The sequence below is a fragment of the Chitinophaga eiseniae genome (assembly GCF_900167135.1).
GTDB classification, from domain to species: Bacteria; Bacteroidota; Bacteroidia; order Chitinophagales; family Chitinophagaceae; genus Chitinophaga; species Chitinophaga eiseniae.
This window is the reverse complement of record NZ_FUWZ01000002.1, coordinates 406443-428616: the sequence shown is the minus strand read 5'-3', so window position 1 is coordinate 428616 and position 22174 is coordinate 406443. Positions and strand designations below refer to the sequence as shown.

At 50.5% G+C, this 22174-nt stretch carries 19 protein-coding genes; 17 read left to right on the top strand and 2 right to left on the bottom strand.

Annotated elements, in window-relative coordinates; translation table 11 throughout:
* The first annotated feature begins 38 nt into the window (after window positions 1-38).
* The 5 genes from B5D63_RS11265 (at window position 39) to lpxB (ending at window position 4034) form a co-directional block, all read left to right on the top strand.
* Window positions 39-932, top strand: a complete 894-nt coding sequence (locus B5D63_RS11265; protein ID WP_078668912.1) for an ABC transporter ATP-binding protein — start codon at window positions 39-41, stop codon at window positions 930-932.
* On the top strand, window positions 929-1714 hold the full coding sequence (locus B5D63_RS11260) for an ABC transporter permease (RefSeq protein WP_078668911.1): 786 nt from the start codon (window positions 929-931) through the stop codon (window positions 1712-1714). Before B5D63_RS11265 ends, B5D63_RS11260 begins: the two co-directional genes overlap by 4 nt.
* A gap of 85 nt (window positions 1715-1799) precedes the next feature.
* Window positions 1800-2576 carry a 5'/3'-nucleotidase SurE gene (surE, locus tag B5D63_RS11255; RefSeq protein WP_078668910.1) on the top strand — a complete coding sequence of 259 codons (777 nt, stop codon included), beginning with the start codon at window positions 1800-1802 and terminating at the stop codon, window positions 2574-2576.
* 33 nt (window positions 2577-2609) lie between these two features.
* The gene (locus tag B5D63_RS11250; protein ID WP_078668909.1) at window positions 2610-2912 is read left to right on the top strand and encodes a hypothetical protein; all 303 of its coding nucleotides are present in this window, start codon (window positions 2610-2612) and stop codon (window positions 2910-2912) included.
* 18 nt (window positions 2913-2930) lie between these two features.
* Complete coding sequence (lpxB, locus tag B5D63_RS11245) at window positions 2931-4034, top strand: lipid-A-disaccharide synthase (RefSeq protein WP_078668908.1); 1104 nt, start codon at window positions 2931-2933, stop codon at window positions 4032-4034.
* A 5-nt stretch (window positions 4035-4039) separates the two neighbouring features.
* On the opposite strand, the gene B5D63_RS35410 is transcribed toward lpxB, so the two are convergent.
* Window positions 4040-4210 carry a DUF6728 family protein gene (locus tag B5D63_RS35410; protein ID WP_168810107.1) on the bottom strand — a complete coding sequence of 57 codons (171 nt, stop codon included), beginning with the start codon at window positions 4208-4210 and terminating at the stop codon, window positions 4040-4042.
* 138 nt (window positions 4211-4348) lie between these two features.
* On the opposite strand from B5D63_RS35410, the gene B5D63_RS11240 reads away from it, so the two are divergent.
* From B5D63_RS11240 to B5D63_RS11210, 7 genes are all read left to right on the top strand, one after another.
* Window positions 4349-6862, top strand: coding sequence for a beta-mannosidase (locus tag B5D63_RS11240; protein WP_235021515.1), 2514 nt, complete (start codon window positions 4349-4351; stop codon window positions 6860-6862).
* Window positions 6863-6864: 2 nt separating this feature from the next.
* Complete coding sequence (locus tag B5D63_RS11235) at window positions 6865-8304, top strand: alpha-L-fucosidase (protein ID WP_078668906.1); 1440 nt, start codon at window positions 6865-6867, stop codon at window positions 8302-8304.
* Between the two features lie 110 nt (window positions 8305-8414).
* Window positions 8415-9191, top strand: a complete 777-nt coding sequence (locus B5D63_RS11230; protein ID WP_078668905.1) for a response regulator transcription factor — start codon at window positions 8415-8417, stop codon at window positions 9189-9191.
* A 59-nt stretch (window positions 9192-9250) separates the two neighbouring features.
* Window positions 9251-11500 (top strand): RelA/SpoT family protein, encoded by a 2250-nt coding sequence (locus B5D63_RS11225; RefSeq protein ID WP_078668904.1) that lies wholly within the window; start codon window positions 9251-9253, stop codon window positions 11498-11500.
* A gap of 366 nt (window positions 11501-11866) precedes the next feature.
* The gene (locus B5D63_RS11220; RefSeq protein WP_078668903.1) at window positions 11867-13138 is read left to right on the top strand and encodes an adenylosuccinate synthase; all 1272 of its coding nucleotides are present in this window, start codon (window positions 11867-11869) and stop codon (window positions 13136-13138) included.
* 93 nt (window positions 13139-13231) lie between these two features.
* Entirely contained in the window at window positions 13232-13684 is a 453-nt protein-coding gene (locus B5D63_RS35015; protein ID WP_078668902.1) for a hypothetical protein, read from the top strand.
* Between the two features lie 72 nt (window positions 13685-13756).
* Window positions 13757-14998, top strand: coding sequence for an anthranilate synthase component I family protein (locus B5D63_RS11210; RefSeq protein ID WP_078668901.1), 1242 nt, complete (start codon window positions 13757-13759; stop codon window positions 14996-14998).
* On the opposite strand, the gene B5D63_RS11205 is transcribed toward B5D63_RS11210, so the two are convergent.
* Entirely contained in the window at window positions 14987-15898 is a 912-nt protein-coding gene (locus B5D63_RS11205; protein ID WP_078668900.1) for a TIGR01777 family oxidoreductase, read from the bottom strand. The genes B5D63_RS11210 and B5D63_RS11205 overlap by 12 nt on opposite strands.
* Before the next feature lie 198 nt (window positions 15899-16096).
* On the opposite strand from B5D63_RS11205, the gene B5D63_RS11200 reads away from it, so the two are divergent.
* The 5 genes from B5D63_RS11200 to B5D63_RS11180 all read left to right on the top strand — a co-directional run bounded on the left by B5D63_RS11200 (window position 16097) and on the right by B5D63_RS11180 (window position 22115).
* Complete coding sequence (locus B5D63_RS11200; protein ID WP_078668899.1) at window positions 16097-17623, top strand: hypothetical protein; 1527 nt, start codon at window positions 16097-16099, stop codon at window positions 17621-17623.
* Window positions 17624-17638: 15 nt separating this feature from the next.
* Window positions 17639-18616, top strand: a complete 978-nt coding sequence (locus B5D63_RS11195) for a hypothetical protein (protein WP_078668898.1) — start codon at window positions 17639-17641, stop codon at window positions 18614-18616.
* Window positions 18617-18803: 187 nt separating this feature from the next.
* On the top strand, window positions 18804-19496 hold the full coding sequence (gene purQ / locus B5D63_RS11190; RefSeq protein ID WP_078668897.1) for a phosphoribosylformylglycinamidine synthase subunit PurQ: 693 nt from the start codon (window positions 18804-18806) through the stop codon (window positions 19494-19496).
* Window positions 19497-19531: 35 nt separating this feature from the next.
* Window positions 19532-19987: a protein-disulfide reductase DsbD domain-containing protein gene (locus tag B5D63_RS11185; protein ID WP_078668896.1), complete on the top strand. Its 456-nt coding sequence runs from the start codon at window positions 19532-19534 to the stop codon at window positions 19985-19987.
* 103 nt (window positions 19988-20090) lie between these two features.
* Window positions 20091-22115 (top strand): protein-disulfide reductase DsbD family protein, encoded by a 2025-nt coding sequence (locus B5D63_RS11180; RefSeq protein WP_078668895.1) that lies wholly within the window; start codon window positions 20091-20093, stop codon window positions 22113-22115.
* The last annotated feature ends 59 nt before the right edge of the window (window positions 22116-22174 follow it).

The following is a 22174-nucleotide window of genomic DNA, read 5'->3' as shown; positions in this document are numbered from 1 at the left end:
TTTTCTTTTTTTATCATGTTAAAACACCAAAGCCAGCTGTGTCTATCCTCTCCTTACAAAACATTTCAAAGAAATTCGGCGCCGTACAGGCTTTGTCCGGCGTATCGTTCGATGTGCCGCAAGGGGCCGTCTACGGCGTCCTCGGCCCGAACGGCAGTGGTAAAACCACCCTGCTGGGCATCGTCACCGATGTCCTGAAAGCCGACACGGGCAGCTTTACCCTGTTCGATCAGCCCGCCGCTGCCCGCCAGCGCCGGCAGATAGGGACTTTGCTGGAGACCCCCAACTTTTATCACTATCTCAGCGGGTACCGTAACCTCGAGATAGCCGCCGCCATCAAACAACGGGATAAAAAAGACATCGGCCGGGTATTGGAAGTATGTGGCCTCGCCACCCGGCAACATGCCGCTTTCAAGACTTATTCCCTCGGGATGAAACAACGGCTGGCCATCGCAGCGGTGCTGCTGGGCGATCCGGAAGTGTTGATACTGGATGAACCTACCAACGGGCTGGACCCCGCCGGTATTGCGGAAGTAAGGGAACTGGTGCGGCACCTGGCCGGCGCCGGTAAAACCATTATCCTCGCCAGCCATCTCCTCGATGAGGTGGAGAAAGTATGTACCCATGTGGCCATCCTGCGCAACGGCAGGCTGCTGCGTTCCGGCAGTGTAGACGTGGTGATCAGCCGCCATGACTACCTGGAGCTGGCCGCTGCGGATAACGAAGCGCTTAAAACAGCGCTGCTGGCCTATCCGGGCTGTACCAGCGTACAGCTGAACGGCAGCGTGGTAACGGCAGTATTTAATGCAACACCGGAACCGGCGCAGGTCAACAGCTATCTGGCGCAGCAGGGCATCTGGCTGCAACACCTGCAACTCCGCAAAAAGAGCCTCGAAAAAGCATTTCTGGAAATAACCAACGATCCCGCATGAAACAACTACTCTATACCGAATGGCTGAAAGTAAAGAACTACCGCACTTTCTGGATAATGCTGCTTGTGGCGGTCGTTATGATACCGGCAGGCAACTATGTGCCGGCACAGGTCATGGCCAGCCGCGACCTGGAGCAGGCGGCCAAAATGCTGGGCCAGTCCCCCTTCGGATTCCCGGTCGTATGGCAAACGGTGGCCAACATCAGCAGTTACATGACAGCGCTGCTCGGACTGATGCTCATCATTCTGGTCACCAATGAATATACTTTCCGTACCAACCGGCAAAACATCATCGACGGGTGGGAACGCCGGCAGTTTGTGTACGCCAAACTGATATGGGTAGTACTGCTGTCGCTCGCGGCGCTGCTGACGGCCGTGCTCACCGCCTTTGTATGCGGACTGGTGTACGGCAGCAACAGCTTCAGCCTCGAAGGCTTCAGTTACATGTGGTACTACTGGCTGCAGGTGGTGCTGGAACTCTGCCTGGCCTTACTGGTGGCCGTACTGGTGAAAAGAGCCGGCTTCGCCATGGCTATTTTCCTGGGATATATCATGATGCTGGAACAAACGCTGGTACTGCTGCTGAAAAGATATGCCGGTCCCGTTGGCGGGCTGTTACCCCTGCAAACCGGTGACGAGCTGCTGCCTTTTCCGCTGGTGGGAAAAATGGTGGCCAACTTGTCTGAACGATACGATGACAGCGTTTATCTGCTCTTTCTGCTGGGCTATATCGTACTCATCATCTACCTGGTTTTCAGGAAAGTATTAAAGTCGGATTTGTAAAAAAAGCTATATATTTCACATTCTTTTAAAGCGAAATGTTTGTGAGAGAGCGTAAATTTGTGAAGCAAAGCAAAAAACGTGAAATATGGAAAAACAGGAGCGCATCATATTAGTGACGAATGACGATGGTATAACGGCACCGGGCATACGGGCTTTGATTGAGGCAGTACGGCCGTTGGGAAAGGTAGTGGTAGTGGCGCCGGACAGCCCGCAGTCGGGCATGGGGCACGCGATCACCATCGGCGTGCCTTTGCGGTTGAACCAGGTAGATATTTTTGAAGATACAGAAGCATGGCAATGTTCCGGTACACCGGTGGATTGTGTGAAACTGGCGAGAGATAAAATACTGCACCGCAAACCGGACATCTGTGTAAGCGGCATCAACCATGGCGCCAACCACTCTATCAATGTCATTTATTCCGGCACCATGTCAGCAGCCATGGAAGCGGCTATCGAAGGTATCCCTTCTGCAGGCTTTTCTTTCCTGGAGTATAGCTATGATGCTGACTTCTCGCTGCCGGCCAGCGTAGCCCGCGAGGTAACAGAACGTATGCTGCGTTCCGATCTGCCCGCCGGAAGCCTGTTCAACGTGAATATACCGATAGCAGATAAAAAGGATTTTAAAGGACTGCGCCTTTGCCGCCAGGCAGACGCCAAATGGGTAGAGGAATTCGACGAACGCCGCGATCCGCACGGTAAAAAATACTACTGGCTCACCGGCGAGTTCAAAAACAGGGACGTAGGAGAAGATACGGACGTATGGGCGCTGGAAAACAACTATGCCTCTGTAGTACCGGTACAGTTTGACCTGACCAACTACAAGCTGAAGAAACAGCTGGAAGAATCCTGGAAGGATCTCTAAGAACCAAGGCACTTTTGCCACTATTATAACCTTATGTTGAAAAAAGACAATCTTTCGTTAGGAATTGTACTGGGGCTGATAACTCCGCTGGTAGCATTTTTCCTCTATTATTTTTTCCTCATCAGACCCCATAATAACATAGGGCTGGGACAGTTTTTCAGTATCCTGAAAGACAACCGGCAAATGCTTCCCAAAATTGTGAGTATCTGCCTGTTGCTGAACGGACTCGTCTTTTTTCTGTATACCAGGACCCGGAAAGATGTTACCGCCAAGGGAATCTTCCTGGTGACAATGCTGTATGCTATTGTCATCCTGTTACTTAAACTGATCAGATAATTTTTAATAAACACCAGATTGAAATATTACATTATTGCAGGAGAGGCATCAGGGGATTTGCATGGCAGTAACCTGGTGAAGCAGATGAAGCAGCTGGACGCAGCTGCGGATATACGCGGATGGGGAGGCGATATGATGGAAGCCGCCGGCGTGAATGTGGTAAAACATTACCGGGAGCTGGCTTTCATGGGCTTTGTGGAAGTGATCATGAACCTTCGCACGATCCTGCGTAATATGGAGACCTGTAAAAAAGATATCGCTGCCTTTAAACCCGATGTGCTGGTACTCGTAGACTACCCCGGCTTTAACATGCGTATTGCCGAATGGGCCAGGCAGCAAAGGATTAAAATTGTGTACTATATCTCTCCGCAGGTATGGGCCTGGAAAGAAAACCGCGTAAAAAAGCTCAAACGCGATGTGGACAAGATGTTGTGCATACTGCCTTTTGAGCAGGATTTTTACCGTAAATGGAATTATGAAACGGAATATGTAGGCCACCCGCTGGTAGAGGTGATCAAGGCCGCCAAAGAAGAACCGGCCGATGCGCCGCTGGCTGACAAACCCATTATCGCCGTGCTGCCAGGCAGCCGCAAACAGGAAGTCAGCGTGAAACTGCCGATCATGCTCACCATGGCCAAACATTTCCCCGAATACCAGTTTGTGGTGGCGCAGGCGCCCAGCCTTGACGACCACTTCCTGGAAAGCCTCACCGGACAACACCCCAATGTGTCTATGGTGAAAGGTAAAACCTATAAGCTGCTGCGCCAGGCCGAGGCAGCCCTCGTAACCTCAGGCACAGCCACCCTGGAAACAGCCCTCTTCGGCGTGCCGGAAGTAGTGTGCTATAAAGGCAATCCCATCTCTTATTTCTTCGCCAAAAGACTGATCAAGGTAAAATACATCTCGCTGGTCAACCTGATCATGGACCGCCTGGTGGTAAAAGAGCTGATCCAGCACGACCTGACAGAAAACAATCTGCTGAAAGAACTCACCAGCCTGTTGAAAGACGATAAAGCCCGCCGGCAACTGAAAGCCGACTACGCGGAACTGTGGCATAAACTCGGCGAAAAGGACGCCAGCAGAAGAGCTGCAGCCATAATTGTCAACTACGCTAATTCGTAATTGATTTAGTGCTTTCTTATCAGCCTGACAATCAATATAATCAGCGCAATCAGAAAAACGATGATAGAGATACGGTTCATGCCGTGCATCATCGCTACATAACGTGTTTTAGGCGCGTTAGGGTCCCCTTTGCCAATATAGAAGTATCTTAATATTTGTTGCCAGAAACGTTTCATCTACCAAAGATCGTAAATCAATGCTATTTTTGAAGCTGGCTGAAATATCAAGATATGAAATACACGAGATGGGGTCGATGGCTGGTATCGATCTTTTTTTTAACCTGTTTTACTAAATCGATTTATGCTGCGGGAACCGTGACAGACACACTGGTTGCCGGATGGGAATTCTCCCGTGTGGATGAAGGCGTATGGCGCCCGGCCACCGTGCCTGGCACCGTGCATACCGATCTGCTGGCGTTGCAACTGATACCCGATCCGTTTGTAGGCACCAACGAAAAAGCGGTGCAGTGGGTGGACAAGAAGGACTGGGAATACCGGAAAAAATGGAAACTGTCTGCCGCCGATCTGCAATACGATGTGGTGGAGCTGGATTTCAAAGGATTGGACACCTACGCATCGGTATATGTGAATGGCCAGTTGGTGCTGCAATCCGCGAATATGTTCGTGGAACAGGTGGTCAACGTAAAACGCTGGCTGCGCGAAGGTGACAACGAAGTACGGGTGCACTTTGACAGCCCCATTAAACACGACATGCCGCAGTTCCTGAAAGACCAGGTGATCTATCCTGCCGGGAACGACGCGAGCGATATCCCCCTGAGCATCTATGCCCGTAAAGCGCCCTACCACTACGGCTGGGACTGGGGCCCGCGCCTCGTCACCGCCGGTATCTGGAAACCGGTGCTAGTGAAAAAATGGAATAAGGCCGTGATCCGCGACGTATGGTGGCAACAGCAGCAACTGACGGCTGCCAGCGCTACGCTTAACGCCGTAGCGACGGTAGAAGCAGTGGCGGCCGGTACGTATAACCTCCGGTTAACTACGCAGGTGAACAATGCCAGTAAACTGACCACCACCAACACTAAAGTAGTCCTGAAACAGGGCCGCAATACTATACAGGTGCCGGTACAGATCCGGCAGCCGCAGCTGTGGTGGCCGGCAGGGCAGGGCGAACAAACCCGTTATGCCGCGACTGCGGAGTTGTTGGATAATGCAGTGGCTATCGATAAAAACAAACAATTGGTAGGATTGCGAACAATAGAAGTGGTGAATCAACCAGATAGCCTTGGCGAAAGTTTTTATGTGAAAATCAACGGACGTCCGGTTTTCATGAAAGGAGCCAACTACATCCCGCAGGACAATTTCCTGCCAAGGGTTACAACAGCTACCTATACAAAACTGTTTGAAGATATGCGCGCCAGTCACTTTAATATGGTGCGCGTATGGGGTGGCGGTATTTATGAAGACGATCTTTTTTATGATCTGGCAGATGCCAGTGGTATCCTTGTATGGCAGGACTTTATGTTCGCCTGTACGTTATATCCGTCAGATACAGCTTTCCTGAACAACGTGAAAGCGGAAGCAGCATACAATATCAGGAGATTGCGTAATCACCCGTCGTTGGCCCTGTGGTGTGGTAACAACGAAGTAGCAGTGGCGATCAAAAACTGGGGCTGGCAGAGTGGCTACGCTTACACGGACGAACAATGGAGCCAGTTGCAGCAAGGATACGATCAGTTGTTTAAAACCGTACTGCCGGCGGCGGTAAAGGAAAATGACCCCGGTCGTTTTTATTTTCACTCGTCCCCCATCAGCAACTGGGGTAAAAAGGAAGATTTCACCAAAGGTGATAACCACTACTGGGGCGTATGGCATGGGATGGAATGGTTTGAAGCATATAACACGCACATTCCGCGGTTTATGAGCGAATACGGTTTTCAGTCCTTCCCGGAAATGGCCACCATCGATAGTTTTGCCACTAAAGCGGATTATGACATCTATTCCAACGTGATGCAGTCGCACCAGAAGAGCCCCGCCAAAGGCAATACGGCTATCCGTACCTATATGCTGCATTATTACCAGGCGCCGAAAGACTTCCCTTCTTTTGTGTATCTGAGCCAGGTGTTGCAGGCAGAAGGAATGAAAACAGCCATAGAAGCACATCGCAGGGCTATGCCGTATTGCATGGGCACTTTGTACTGGCAGCTGAATGACTGCTGGCCCGGGCCGTCCTGGTCGGGGCGAGATTACTACGGCCGCTGGAAGGCGCTGCAGTATTACGTAAAAGACGCATTTACCCCTTTACTGCTCTCTGGTGTTGTTGAAGACAAACAGCTGCACCTGTGGGCCGTGTCCGATGAAACCCGCAACAAGAAGGCGGATGTGGAGCTGACGGTGATGGATCTTGCCGGGAATCCTCTCTGGAAAAAAACATTGTCTGGTATAAACATCGCTGCCAATACCAGCCGGAAAATTTTTAGTGTGGACACGACAGCTATCCTGAAAGGGAGAAATCCTGCTGAGGTAATATGCTATGCACAACTGCGAATTGACAATAAGATTATCAAACGTAATATCATTTATTTTGCTCCGGCGAAGGAGATGCCGCTGGAGAAACCATCGGTAGCCGTCACTTTCGGAAAACAGGCAGCCCAGGATGGTAGTGTGCTGATGACCATCCGGACGGACAAGTTCGCGAGGAATGTTTATTTACAGTTGAACAATGCAATGCCGGAAGAGCGTTTTGAAGAAAACTACTTCGATCTGCTGCCGGGTGAAACCCGCACCGTCAGGATATACACCAGGCGTAATCCGGTAGACATCAAAGCGGCACTGACAATTACCTCTTTGGTAGATACTTATAAAAATTGACTATGAGAAAATTATGGATGGCATTGGGTTGCGCGTGGCTCGCGGTAAATGCGGCCAGCGCGCAAACGGAAGAACCGCCGTATGTACCGGAAACAGACCCGGTGGTGGTGCAGAAACTGGAAGCGTGGCAGGACTGGAAGTTCGGGATGATCATTCACTGGGGACCTTATTCCCAGTGGGGCGTAGTGGAGTCCTGGAGTATTTGCCCGGAAGATGAAGAATGGATAGGGCGTAAATATCCCAAAATGTCTTATTTCGAATACCTGCAAAAATACCAGGCGTTGGGTAAAACCTTTAACCCTACCGGGTTCGCACCCGAAAAGTGGGCGAAGGCCGCGAGGGAAGCCGGTATGAAATACCTGGTATTCACGACGAAGCACCATGACGGCTACTGTATGTTCGACACCAAACAGACTGATTACCGGGTGACCGCGCCGGACGTAGCTTTCAGTAAAAATCCGCGTGCCAACATTGCGAAGGAAGTGTTTGAAGCGTTCCGTAAAGAAGGTATTCATGCCGGGGCTTATTTCTCCAAGCCTGACTGGCATTCTGATGCTTACTGGTGGAACTATTTCCCGCCGCGTGACCGTAATGTGAACTACGATGTTAAGAAATACCCGGAGAGATGGAACCAGTTCAAACAGTACACCTATAACCAGATAGAGGAGTTGATGACCGGTTATGGCAAGCTGGAGATCCTCTGGCTGGATGGCGGCTGGGTAAGGCCGTTGAAGCAGCAGACCAGGGAGTCTTTGTCATGGAGCAAAACCCTGCCGCAGGACCAGGACATTGATATGGGACGTATCACCAAAATGGCCCGCAGTCACCAGCCGGGGCTGATCGTGGTAGATCGCAGCGTGCATGGCCCGTATGAGAACTACCGCACGCCGGAGCAGCAGATCCCGGAAAAGCCACTGGCGTATCCTTGGGAGACCTGCATGACCATGGCTAATTCCTGGTCCTATGTGCCGGATGACAAATACAAGCCGGTTGGTAAGCTTATCCACAACCTGGTGGATATCGTGGCCAAGGGCGGCAACTACCTGTTGAATGTGGGCCCTGGTCCCGATGGTGAGCTGCATAAGGAGGCGTATACTACCATGAAGGGGATCGGCGACTGGATGAAGGTAAATGGCGCTGCTATATACGGCACCCGGGCGGTAGCGCCGTATAAAGACGGTAAAGTATGTTTCACCCGGAAAAAAGACGGCAGTGTATATGCCATTTACCTGCTGGACGAGCAGGAGCGGTTGCCGGCCACTATTGTTTTTAAAGGCCTGAAGCCGGCTAAGGGAGCCTCTTTGCAGCTGCTGGGCGCTTCCGGTAAACTGATGTGGAAAACCGAAGGGGAGACAGTTACCGTACATATCCCTGAAAAGCTTCGGCAGCAAGCCTGGAATTATGCCGTAGCGATCCGGATAGGGGCTGTGGAAAAAATGTGAAAATGATGTGAATTAGTGTTAATTTATAGTGAATAATAAAAACAGGCAGCCAATAACCCAAGGCCGCCTGTTTTTTGTTTTATAGGTAGATATGTCCAAAAAGGTTGACTATGAACATGCAAACCCAAGTGAATAAGAATCCCCGGATTTTGCTGGCTGAGGATGATAAGGTACTGGGAGAAATCGTCAAAAAAAACCTGGAGAGCATCGGTTATCAGGTGGAGCACTGTGTGGACGGTGAGGATGCCTGGGAAGAATTCCAGCGCAGACGGTACGACATGCTGCTGCTGGACATTGTTATGCCCAGAAAAAACGGTTTCCAGCTGGCCCGGGAGGTGCGCAGCAAAAACACGCTGGTACCCATCTTCTTCCTGTCTGCCGAAAAAACCATGGACGCCGACAGGCTGGACGGTTTCAAGCTGGGAGCGGACGGTTACATCGTAAAGCCCTTCAGTCTCCTGGAACTGCAGAGAAGGGTGAAAGCCTTCCTCAAGTGGACCCGGCCCCCCAAAACAGAACTGCTGATCGGCCATGTGGTGGGCGAACATACGTTCAACTACCGCAAAATGAAAGTGTATCCCAAAGACAGTGAAAAAGCCTATGTGGCCACGTTTTCCCCGACAGAGGCCAAACTGCTGCGTTACTTCTTCAACCGCCCCAATGTCATTATCAAAAAAGATGAACTGCTGATGAAGCTCTGGGGGCGCGACGACGTCACCTCCAGCCGCAGTATGGATGTGTTTATCGGAAAGATCCGCAGACAGATGAAACGGGAGCCCCGGCTTAACCTGGAAACGATCTTCAACGTAGGCATGCGCCTGAATGTCCCTAAAGACCTCCTTCTGCAAAAGATCACCATCCCCATCAATCCCCAGACAAAACAATAGCTGTGGCCTTTTGACCCCCTGTTTCTTTCAGATTATATTAAATCGTAACTTTAGGCCCAATGGAAACAGCGGCAGTTCAAAAATATAATCTAGACGAAGAGCAGGAGAAAAAAGAAATCGTCCGGCATTACCGCGCCTTGCTGAGAGCGCTTAAACCCCGTCTGAAAAAAGGCGACAGGGAGCTGGTACGCACTGCTTTTGAAATGGCAGCGGATGCCCATAAGGAAATGCGCCGTAAATCAGGCGAACCCTATATCCTGCATCCTCTCGCCGTGGCACAGATATGCGTGGAAGAAATCGGCCTGGGCGTACGCTCAGCTATCTGCGCCTTGTTACATGATACCGTGGAAGACACGGAGGTGACCCTCGAAGACGTAGCCCGCGAATTCGGTAATGAAATCGCCCACATCGTGGACGGCCTTACCAAAATATCCACCGTCATCGACTCCAGCACCAGCACCGCACAGGCGGAAAACTTCAAGAAAATACTCCTCACCCTGGCAGACGACCCAAGGGTGATCCTGATCAAACTGGCCGACAGGTTGCATAATATGCGTACCCTCGACAGCATGAGCCGGGAAAAACAACTGAAAATAGCCTCTGAGACGGTGTTTATCTACGCTCCGCTGGCACACCGCCTCGGATTGTACAATATCAAGTCCGAGATGGAAGACCTGGCTATGAAATACACGGAGCAGCAGACCTACCGTGAAATTGCCCGGCGCCTCAAGGAAACCAAACGTGAACGTACCCGCTATATCAACGAATTCATCAAGCCTATCAAGGAAGTGTTGCAGGAGGAAGGGTTTAACTTCGAGATCTTCGGCCGCCCGAAATCCATCCACTCCATCCACAACAAAATCAAAACAAAAGGCGTAGCCTTTGAAGAGGTGTACGACCTGTTTGCGATCCGTATCATCCTCGACTCCCCGATAGACAAGGAAAAAGCCGACTGCTGGAAAGTATATTCCATCATTACCGACTTCTACCACCCCAGCCCGGAACGTACACGCGACTGGCTCAGCAACCCCAAATCCAACGGATATGAAGCCCTGCACGTAACCGTAATGGGCCCGCAGGGTAAATGGGTGGAAGTGCAGATCCGCTCCAAACGCATGAACGACTACGCCGAAAAAGGGGTGGCCGCTCACTGGCGTTACAAGGAAGGCGCCCAGAACCCGCAACAGGAATCCAAGTTCGACCAGTGGTTCACCCAGATACGGGAAATCCTCAGCAACCCGGACTCCAATACCCTCGACTTCCTTGCCGATTTCAAAAGCAATCTCTTTACCGAAGAGATCTATGTCTATACGCCGAAAGGCGACCTGAAAATATTGCCGGTCAACTCTACCGCGCTGGACTTCGCCTACGCCATCCACAGCGCCGTGGGCAACAAATGTATCGGCGCCAAGGTCAACTATAAACTGGTACCGCTCAGCCATAAGCTGCGCAGCGGGGACCAGGTGGAAATCATTACTTCCAATAAACAGAAACCTTCGGAAGACTGGCTTAACTTTGTGCTGACAGCCAAAGCCAAGTCCAAGATCAAAGATGCCCTGAAGGAAGAAAAAAGGAAGGTGGCCATGGATGGGAAGGCTGCGCTGGAGCGTAAGCTGGACCATATGAAGATCACCGCCAGCCAGCATAACATCAACGAGCTGGTACAGTTCTATAAACAACCGTCGCCGCTGGATCTGTATTACCAGATCGCGGTCAAAAATATCGACCTGAAAGAGCTGAAACAGTTCTCCCTGCTCGGGGATAAACTGGAACAGCCCAAGCCGGTCAAACAGCCGGAACATGTGCCGGAAGAACACGTCAAACACCAGATCCCGAGCAAGAAAGATGCGGAACTGATCATTTTCGGCGAAAGTTCCGACAAGATCGCCTACAAGCTGGCCAATTGCTGCCGCCCCATTCCGGGCGATGACGTGTTCGGCTTCATCACCGCCAGCGAAGGCCTGAAGATACACCGGACCAACTGTCCCAATGCCGCCCAGCTGCTGGCCAACTATGGCCATCGCGTGGTGAAAACCAAATGGGTGAAGAACAGGGAAATCTCCTTCCTTACCGGGTTACGGATCATTGGTATGGACGATGTGGGCGTTATCCACAAAATCACCAATATTATTTCCGGTGAACTGAAAGTCAATATCTCCGCGCTCAGCATCGAATCCAAGGAAGGGCTGTTTGAAGGCCTCATCAAGGTATACGTACATGATAAGGAAGAACTGGATGAGCTGGTAGACCGGCTGAAGAAACTGGATGGCATCCAGTCCGTACACCGACTCGAAGAATCACAGTTATAGGCAGGCAAATGCCGTCACGCAAAGGCGCTAAGCAGCAAAGGAGCAAAGGGAATAATATAATAATTTTTAATATTTTCCTGGCTCCTTCGCTCTTTCTACCCTTTCCGCCCTTTGTGTTCTCTGTGTTCTTTGCTCTCTTTGTACCCTTTGTATTTCTTTGCGTCTTTGCTGCTTAGCGCCTTTGCGTGAACGGCTTGGCGTGCCAGCAGCGTTGCCTTTAGGGGTAAGATAATAACGCAGGCCTTTGCGGGCTTACAATCCCCGTCTAACTCCGCGCTCTTTGTGAGAGAAATTTGATTTTGTGGTATTTCAGCGTAATTTTGCCACTTCTTTTAAAAGCAACCTCCGATAATTAATTAAATCATTATGGTAGACGTTTTGTTAGGCCTGCAATGGGGCGACGAAGGCAAAGGTAAAATTGTGGACTATTTTGCCGGCAGGTACGACGTGATTGCCCGTTTCCAGGGTGGACCAAATGCTGGCCATACGCTGTATGTAAACGGTCAGAAAGTAGTTTTACGCACCATTCCTTCCGGTGTGTTCCATGACAAAACCATTAACCTGATCGGTAATGGCGTGGTGTTGGACCCTGTAGCTTTCAAGAAAGAAAGCGAAGATATCGCTGCTCTGGGCATCGACCTGACAAAAAACCTGTTTATCGCGGAAAAAACGCATATTATTGTTCCTACGCACCGTGCGCTGGATAAAGCTTCCGAGATCTCCAAAGGGCACGATAAAATCGGCTCTACCCTGAAAGGTATCGGTCCCGCTTATATGGACAAAACCGGCAGAAACGGTCTGCGTGTGGGAGATGTGATCTCTGCTGATTTTAAAACGCTGTACGAAAAGCTGAAGCAGAAACACCTGCAGATGCTGTCCCAATACAATGTGGAAGGACTGGACGCGGACATCGAAGCCTGGGAAAAAGAGTTCTTCGAGGCAATACCTTTCCTGCAGCAGATGAACATCGTCAGCGGCGAATACTTCCTGAACGAAAAACTGAAAGCCGGAAAAAAAGTACTGGCGGAAGGCGCACAGGGAAGCATGCTGGACGTGGACTTCGGCACCTATCCGTTTGTTACTTCCTCCAACACTATCTCTGCCGGCGTATGTACCGGACTGGGCATTGCCCCGCAATGGATCAAGGAAGTGATTGGCGTTACCAAAGCTTATTGCACCCGTGTAGGCAGCGGTCCTTTCCCGACAGAACTGCATGACGAAACCGGTGAACAGCTGCGTGCCGCCGGTCATGAATTTGGCGCCGTAACCGGCCGTCCCCGCCGCTGTGGCTGGATCGACCTGGTAGCCCTGAACTATACCTGTATGCTGAGTGGCGTTACCCAACTGGTAATGACCAAAAGCGACGTACTCGACGAATTTGACGAAGTGCTCGCCTGCACCGCCTACGACATCAATGGCCAACAGACTAAACAATTGCCTTTCCAACTCAACGGACTGGAGGTGAAACCGGTATGGGAATCCTTCAAAGGATGGAGCGATAAGACTGCTACCTGCAAGCAGTTCAACGAGTTACCTTCAGAGATGAAAACTTTTGTGGAAGCAGTAGATAATTATCTGGGCGTTCCCGTGAAATACGTTTCCAACGGGCCGGGACGGGACCAGATACTGGAGCGCTAAACCACAAAAATTAAGGAAAAAAAACGGCAAAAAAAATTTGGCTAATCAAAAAAACTGTTAAAACTTTACGGCAAAGAAATAAGTGAACCTATTATGAAATCAAAATCTGATAAAGAGAAAGAGACGAAAAAAACTACTTCTCCTAAGACTGCAAAAGACGCTCCTAAAGCTGCGGCCAAGCCTGAGAAAGAGGTGGATGAAGATGATGAGGACGACGAGGATGAAGAGGAAACTACATCCAAGAAACCCTCAAAGAAATCAGATAAGTCAGCTTCCAAATCCAAACGCAAAAGCGATGACGATGAAGAAGATGACGAGGATGATGATGATATGGATGATATGGATGACGCGTGGGAAAAGGGCGAGGACGATGACTATGATCCGGACTTTGAAGAGTTTGACATGCCTAAGTCAAAAGGTAAACGCGGCCGCCCTGCAGGTGGCAGCAAAAAATCCGATGACGACGACGATCTGGGCCTGGACGACGACTTCAAGGACATGGACCTGTTCAATGACCGCTTTGACGACGACGACGACGATTTTTAAGGATTAAAAGCGATTAGTATCAGAATATTTCACACTTTTCCGGTCAACGATCAGAAAGTATTTAAACAACAAATGTTGAATTGGGCCAACCAGTTCAACATTTGTTGTTTATTGGATAATAATAACTATCCCTCTGCTTATCATCGTTTTGAAACACTGCTGGCAGCAGATGCGCTGCAAACGCTGATAGCGCCCGCCGGTAACGCCTTTCCCGCGCTGGAACAGTTCTATTCCACCCACCGCGACTGGCTTTTCGGTCATCTGGCCTACGACCTGAAAAACGAAACAGCCCCCGGTCTCCGCTCCGATAACCCCGACGGTGCCGGTTTTCCGGACCTGCACTTCTTTCAGCCCCGGGTCGTTATCTTCCTGGAAAACAATACCGCCCGTATCGGTGGCCTCCATTTCTCACACGAAGATGCTATGCGGGTGTACCAGGAATGTATTCGTATGCCCGTTACCGTTATTGCGCCTTCCGCCCCGCGGCTCACCGCTTTACAGGCACGCCTCGATCACGCCCGTTATATCAGCGCCGTAAAAGGGCTGCAGGCCCATATCCTCCGCGGTGATTGTTACGAGGTGAACTTCTGCCGCGAAAATTTCATGGAAGATGCCAGCGTGTATCCGCCCGCGTTGTTCTCGCAGCTCAATACATTGTCCCCCGCCCCGTTTGCGGCCTACTATCGTTTGCAGGACCGTTACCTGATCAGCTCCAGCCCCGAAAGATATCTTCAGAAGACAGGCCGCAGGGTCATCTCCCAACCCATTAAAGGCACCAGCAAAAAAGACGCTGACCCGGCCCGGGACCAGGCGCTGCAGGAAGCGCTGCGCAGCAACCCCAAAGAGCGGGCGGAAAACATTATGGTGGTGGACCTGGTTCGTAACGACCTGTCACATACTGCCTTGCGGGGCAGCGTACACGTAAAGGAACTGTGTGGTATTTATTCCTTTGCACAGGTACATCAGATGATCTCTACCGTGGCGGCGGAAACAGCCCCCGGCACACGGTTGACAGACATTCTGAAACACACGTTTCCCATGGGGTCCATGACCGGCGCGCCCAAAATCCGCGTGATGCAGCTGATAGAAGAATATGAACAAAGCCGCCGTGGGCTCTACTCCGGCGCCGTAGGGTACATTACGCCGGAAGGTGACTTTGACTTCAATGTAGTGATCCGCAGTATTATCTACAACGCCACCCGGCAATACCTGTCCTTCCAGACCGGCTCCGCGGTCACCTTCTACAGCGATCCGGAACTGGAATGGGAAGAATGCCTGCTGAAAGCTGCGGCTATGGTGCGGTTATTTGAATAGCTGTGCCATCGCTTCCCCGATAGTAGGATAGGAGAACTGAAACCCCGTGTTCTGGATCTTTTGTGACGACGCATTCACACTTTTTAATACTTCGATGCTCATTTCCCCCAGCGCCAGTTTCAGGGCGAAGGCCGGCACGTAGCTGGTAATGAAACTGTTGCCTTTGGCAGCACGGGCCATGGCGAGCATCAGCTCTTTATGCCGCACCGGTCGCGGCGCTACGGCGTTATAGACGCCTTCCAGCTGGTCGTTGACGATGGCGTTGAAATACAGCCGTACAAGGTCCTGTATATGAATCCAGCTGATGTACTGATCGCCGGACCCCAGCACTGTGGCAAAACCAAACTTCAGGGGCTTGTAGAATTCTTTGAGGGCGCCGCCTTCCCGGCTCAGTGCTATCCCGGTACGGAAAATCACCAGCTTCTTGTCTAGTGTCTTTACCGGCGCGATGCTCTGCTCCCAGGCGAGGGTGGTGCTGCCCAGGAAGTCGGTGGCAGCCGGGTCTGTTTCGGTGAAAGCGTGATCTTTCGTTTCCCCGTAATAACCGGTTGCAGAAGCGCTGATTACTTTTCTGATTTTATTGGGATGGGTTTGCAGGGATTTCACAATCAGTTCACTGCTTTTGGTGCGGCTCTCGAGGATCTCCTGTTTCCGGCCTGCTGTCCACCGTTTTTCTCCAACGTTGGCGCCTGCCAGATGGACAATATAATCGGCCTCCTGCAGGGCGTTTACATCCAGCGTTTGATTGTCCACGTCCCAGGCGGCATAGCGGACCGCTGTATTGGTGCCCTTCTCCGGATGTCTGGTAAGGATGATCACTTTATAGCCGCGCTCCAGCAGCAGCCGGGTTAGTGCCGTTCCCACCAGTCCCGTACCACCGGTTATCATAACGGTCTCCATCAGGTATATCTTGCTTTAAAAATATTTTATTAAAAATACACAATAAATCCCGCCTTTTGGTATTTAAGTAAAGACGCGGTTTACATCGTGTAAATTGCTGTATTAATTTCTGATTTTTAATGTAAGTTTGGAAATGACGCGGCTGTTCACGTCATCTACCATTTTCATCATCAGCATTATTTGAAACTACATCAGAGTATGCATACGCTATACCGCATTCAACTGTTACTGATGCTGCTCTTCGCCGGCAGCGCAGCAGTAGCGCAGAAAATCTCCTATTCCGAACCAGAAAAAGATGATTACAAAAGTACCGAATTTGAAATCATCGGTAAGGTGGGTGGCAATATACTCGTCTATAAAACCGACCGGGGCGACTACTCCGTGTCTGTTTATGATGCTGATATGCAACTGAAGGACCGGGTGAAACTGGACTTTCTTCCCAGGAAAGTCATCAGCATGGACTTTGTGGCCTACCCCGATAAGGTGCTGATGATCTACCAGTTCCAGCGTAAAGATGCCGTATTCAGCTTCTGCGCCACCATGTCGCCCGAAGCACGCTTCAGCGACGCCCCCGTACTGATCGACTCTACCCGCATCGGCATGTACTCCAAGGAAAACAAAGTATATTCTGTGGAGGTGTCTGAAGACAAGCGCCGCATCCTCGTGTATAAAATCAACCAGGACAAGGAAGACAATAACGTGTTCTATACTTTCCTGTACGACAGCGCCATGACGCTGGTCAACAACAGCCGCCTGTCGCTGCCCATGGCCGGCAGGAAGCAGTTTCTCAGCAACTTTAACCTCACCAATGACGGCGACCTGGTGTTCAATAAGCTCGAACGTACCTCTAACCGCGATTATGTGGTGAGTGGTAATATGGTGATGAAACGCGCGCTGGTAGACAGCTTTGAGATGGCTCCCCTGTCGTTTAAAGGCCAGCTGCTCGATGAAGTAAAAATGAAACTGGACAACAGCCGGCATACCGCCCTGATCACTGCCTTCTATTATAAGCAGAAGCGGGGCAATGTGGAAGGCATGTACCTGTATAAATTCGACTATCAGAACAATAAACCGCTTTATGAAAAATCTGTCGTGTTTTCCAATGAGCTGAAGATGAATGCCCGCGGCGAATCCAATACCGCGAGCGCCTTTAATGACTATTTCATCCGTAAGGTCATCAATACCGCCAATGGCGGCTTCCTGCTGACCGCGGAATCATTTTATACTTCTTCCCGCTATCAGCCATGGAACCGCTGGAACTATATGTACGGCGCTCCCTACGGCGGGATGTATTATTCCCCTTACTACTATTCTCCTTATTCCCCGCTGTATTATAACCCCTGGTACTGGAACAACTCCCAGGGCGTACGCTATCACTACGATAACGTGGCGGTCCTGTCTTTCGATGAAGAAGGCAACATGCAGTGGAACAACTTTGTCCGCAAAAGCCAGTACGACGACAATGCAGACCTGTACCTGTCTTACCTGATGGTAAACATCGGCAGTGAACTGCGTTTCCTGTATAATGAGCTGGACAGGCGTAATTACCTGCTGACAGACGCCAGCCTGGCGCCTGGCGGAAAAGTAACCCGCATGCCTACCCTACGCAACCTGGACAAGGGTTTTACCTGGATGCCCCGGTACGGAAAACAGATCAGCGCCCGGACAGTGTTGGTGCCGTGTGTATATAGAAACTATATTTGCTTTGCTAAAATTGACTTTTAATCACACCTTTGCACTGTGATACGATTTTTCCGTTCAGGCAATCCGCTTACGGTATTGCTGTTGCTGATATACACATTACTGGTTAAGTTTTACTATCTGATACATCCTTCCGCATATATGGCGGACGGGTCTGAAGGCCTTTTGTATAGCCTGCTGGTCAAATGGCTGCAGGTGCTGACCGGCGGCAGTCCTTTCGTATTTACCGCACTGGCGGTTATGCTGATGCTGTTGCAGTCATTGCTGCTGACCAAAATCATCAACCATCACCGGCTGTTTCCGAAGCCTACGTACTTACCGGCCATGTGCTACCTGCTGTTCACCTCCCTCTTACAGAGCTGGAACGTTTTTTCTCCCGCCCTGCTGGTGAATATGATCATGCTGTGGGTATTTTCCAGTATAACGGAGCTGTACACACGGACTTCCGCCCGCGATGTGGTGTTTAATATCGGCTTTGCCTTGGGGATGTGCGGACTGATTTATTTCCCGTCCATTATTTTCTGCCTGTTGCTGTTGGTGAGCATGCTGATTATGCGGGCGTTCCGGCTGGCGGAATGGATCATTGCCATTCTCGGACTCATCTGCCCTATCTACCTGATGGGCACTTACCTGTTTCTGACCAACCAGATGACGCTGCTGCGGCAGATCCCCAATATAGGATTGTCGCTGCCGCTGATCACTGATTATAAAGTATGGGGCGCTATGATCGCCTGCCTGTTGTTCTTTGTGCTGGGCTGGCTGCTGTTGCAGCGTCCGCTGATGAAAATGCTGATCCAGGGCCGTAAAATATGGGCGGTGCTGATTGTATACGTATTGGTCGCCATGCTGGTGCCTTTCTTCAATGTACATTTTTCTCCCGCGTACTGGGTGCTGGCCGTGCTGCCGGTGGCCATGTTTGCCGGCAACGTGTTCTGGTCTGTCACCAACGAAACCTTCGCCAACGTTATTCACTTCATTGTGCTGGGGTATATGATCGTTATGCAGTATTTCAGCTAAACCGCTTTTTTAAGTAATTGACCGCCAGTATTTTGTTAAATCAGGATGAGCGGCAATGGAAAATTGCGAATGTAGAAGTAATTTTGTCCTTTCCTGCTCCCCTTGATATAATGGTTTAATATCATGTGAATGGTTGGAAAATCTATTTATAAAATATTATTTACATATAAACACAAAACATTTTCAGATGAAATTTGGCGTTGTCACCTTTCCGGGCTCTAACTGTGATCATGACATGATTGATTCCCTGCGCAATGACCTTGGGCAGGAAGTAATAGAGCTGTGGCACAAGGATAAAGACCTGAGCGCATTCAGCACAACAGATTGTATTGTATTACCGGGTGGTTTTTCCTATGGTGACTACCTGCGTTGCGGCGCCATCGCCAGGTTCAGCCCTATGATGCAGAGCGTGATCGAATTTGCCAACAAAGGTGGTCGTGTGATCGGTGTATGTAACGGTTTCCAGGTGCTGTGCGAAGCAGGACTGCTGCCAGGCGTGTTGCTGCGTAACCAGAACCAGCAGTTCATCTGCAAAAACATTTTCCTGAAAAGTGAAAACAACGTGGCTTCCATCACAAAAGACGTGACCGGCCGCCCGCTGATGATCCCGATCGCCCATGGTGAAGGCCGTTACTATGCGGACGACGCTACCCTGGACGAGCTGGAGAAAAACAAACAGATCCTCTTCCGTTACTGCGATGAGTTTGGCAACATTATTGACTCAGCTAATTATAACGGTGCCATCCGTAACATCGCTGGCATCTGCAATAAAGAAAGAAATGTCTTTGGGATGATGCCTCACCCGGAAAGAGCTACCAGCACAGCGCTGGGGAACACCGACGGGCAGCTCATATTCCAAAGCCTGATCAACAACAATTAATCAATCAACCAACCAACCAATTAAAAAGAAAAAGCATGAAAAAATTACTCACAGCACTGGCCCTGTTCGCCCTGCCCATCCTGGCAAGCGCACAGATTGAGAATCCGGTTAAATGGAGCTTTACCTCCAAAAAGGTAAATGCCACGACTTACGAAGTGCACGCTACGGCCACCATCGAAAGCGGCTGGCACCTGTACGCACAGGAAGCAGGCGAAGGCCCGGTACCTACCAGCTTCAAATTCGCTAAAAACCCGCTGGTAGCCGCCGACGGTAAAGTGAAAGAAAACGGTAAACTGCACAAGTCTTTCGATAAAAACTTTAACTCTGAACTGAAATACTACGAAAACACCGTCAACTTCGTACAGACTGTCACCGTGAAAGGTAAAGCAGCTACCAAAGTAAAAGGTTCTGTAGAGTTCATGGTATGCGACGACCACCAGTGCCTGCCTCCGAAAGAAGTGGAATTTGCGGTAAGCGTGGGAGGAAAATAATTGCGCACCATCACCAAAAATATGTCTATACGATGAACGAGTTCCTCCAGGGGGACTCGTTGTCGTTTAACCTACTGTATATTCTTTAAAGCCTATTGACTATATGAAGCATTTGCTTTCATTGCTGATACCGGTCTTCCTGCTGTTCGCCTTCCGTGCCGACGCACAAGACCAGAGCCCTAAGCCTGTTAAATGGGAGTTCTCCGCCGAAAAGAAAAACGATCAGGAATACGTACTCCATGCCAGGGCAACGATAGAGAAAGGAGCGCTGTTGTTTTCCACTACCATGGGCAACGACGACCCGAATACCCGCATTGTTCCCGACAGCAGCACCAAACTCACGCTGGGCAACATTACTGAAAAAGGTCAGCTCCAACAGCGCAAAGAGCCGCTGTTCGACAACCTCGAGATCAAATACTTTGAAAACGAAGTAACGCTGACGGCCGAATTGAAAGGCGCGCCCGCTAACGGTAAAATCAAAGGTAACATCACCTACATGGTGCTGAAGGGAGAAGAAGTTCTTCCGGAAGAGGCTGCTTTTGACCTGGAAGTGGCGCCTGCTGCCGGCAACGCGGTAGCACCTGCTGCTGATGGTACCACTTCCCCCAACGACGTAGCGGAAGACGATGCATCCAATAAGTCGCTGATGTGGATCTTCCTCGCCAGCTTTGGTGGCGGTTTCATTGCGCTGATCACGCCCTGCGTGTTCTCCATGATCCCCATCACCGTGAGCTTCTTCACCAAACGCAGCGGAACAAGGGCGCAGGGCATTAAAAACGCCTTCCTCTATTCCTTGTCCATTATCGTGATTTATACCCTGCTGGGCTTCCTGATCACCAAGATATTTGGCGCCAGTGCACTCAACTCGCTTGCGAGCAATGGCATCGCCAACATGATTTTCTTTGTGATCTTCCTGTTGTTTGCCTTTTCGTTCCTCGGCGCGTTTGAGATATCTCTGCCCAGCTCCTGGGCCAACGTGTCTGACTCAAGGGCAGGCATGGGCAGCTTCCTGGGCATTTTCTTCATGGCCCTTACGCTGGCTATCGTATCTTTCTCCTGTACCGGTCCTATCCTGGGCAACCTGTTGGTACTGGCGGCGAAAGGCGGCAACTCCGGCCCGCTGGTGGGTATGTTCGGCTTCTCGCTGGCACTGGCCATTCCTTTCTCCCTCTTTGCGTTATTCCCCAGCCTGCTGAATAAGATCGGCAAATCCGGCGGATGGCTCAACGCGGTGAAAGTGACCCTTGGCTTCGTGGAACTGGCGCTGGCCCTCAAGTTCCTGTCCAATGTGGACATGGCTTATCACTGGAACCTGCTGGACCGTGAAATATTCCTCGCCCTGTGGATCGCGATCTTCGCGCTGCTGACGCTCTACCTGATCGGTAAGCTGAAGTTCAGCCACGACAGCGACGTACCGTTCCTGTCGGTGACCCGCCTCTGCTTTGCGATTGCCACCTTTACCTTCGTGATTTATATGGTCCCGGGTATGTGGGGCGCTCCGCTCAAAGGCATCAGTGGCTTCCTGCCGCATGAAGGCTCGCAGGATTTCAACCTGAGCAAATCGCTGACAGACATACAGGTATCGCTGGAAAGCGGTGGCGGCGGTGGTAACACCGGCGGTCATGCCAATACCATCAAACCGAAAAAGCTGGTAGACATCCTGCACTCTGAAATTCCGGGTGTGGAAAACGTGTTCTTCGATTATGAAGAAGCCCTGGCAGCGGCCAAAGCGGCCAACAAGCCGCTGATGCTCGACTTTACCGGTCACACTTGTGTGAACTGCCGTAAATTCGAGAAATCAGTGTTGTCCAACCCGGCGGTGATGAAGGTCCTGCGCAATGATTTTATCGTAGCGTCTTTGTACACTGACGAAAAGACTTCCCTGCCGGAAGCGGAGCAATATGTCTCTAAATTCGATGGCACCAGGATCAAAAACATTGGTCAGAAAAACCTGGACCTCGAGGCTACCCACTTCAAGCGTAATTCCCAGCCGTACTATATTCCGGTAGATCTGGAAGGTAATGCCCTGGTGAACAAAGGCTACGGATATGATCCGAAAGAAGATGCCAATGCCTTTATCGAGTACCTGGAAAAAGCAAAAGCGGAATTTGCCAAAAGACAGCAATAAGCGAACCTGCTGATAAATAAAAAAGCGGAGATCATTGATCTCCGCTTTTTTTATGCCGG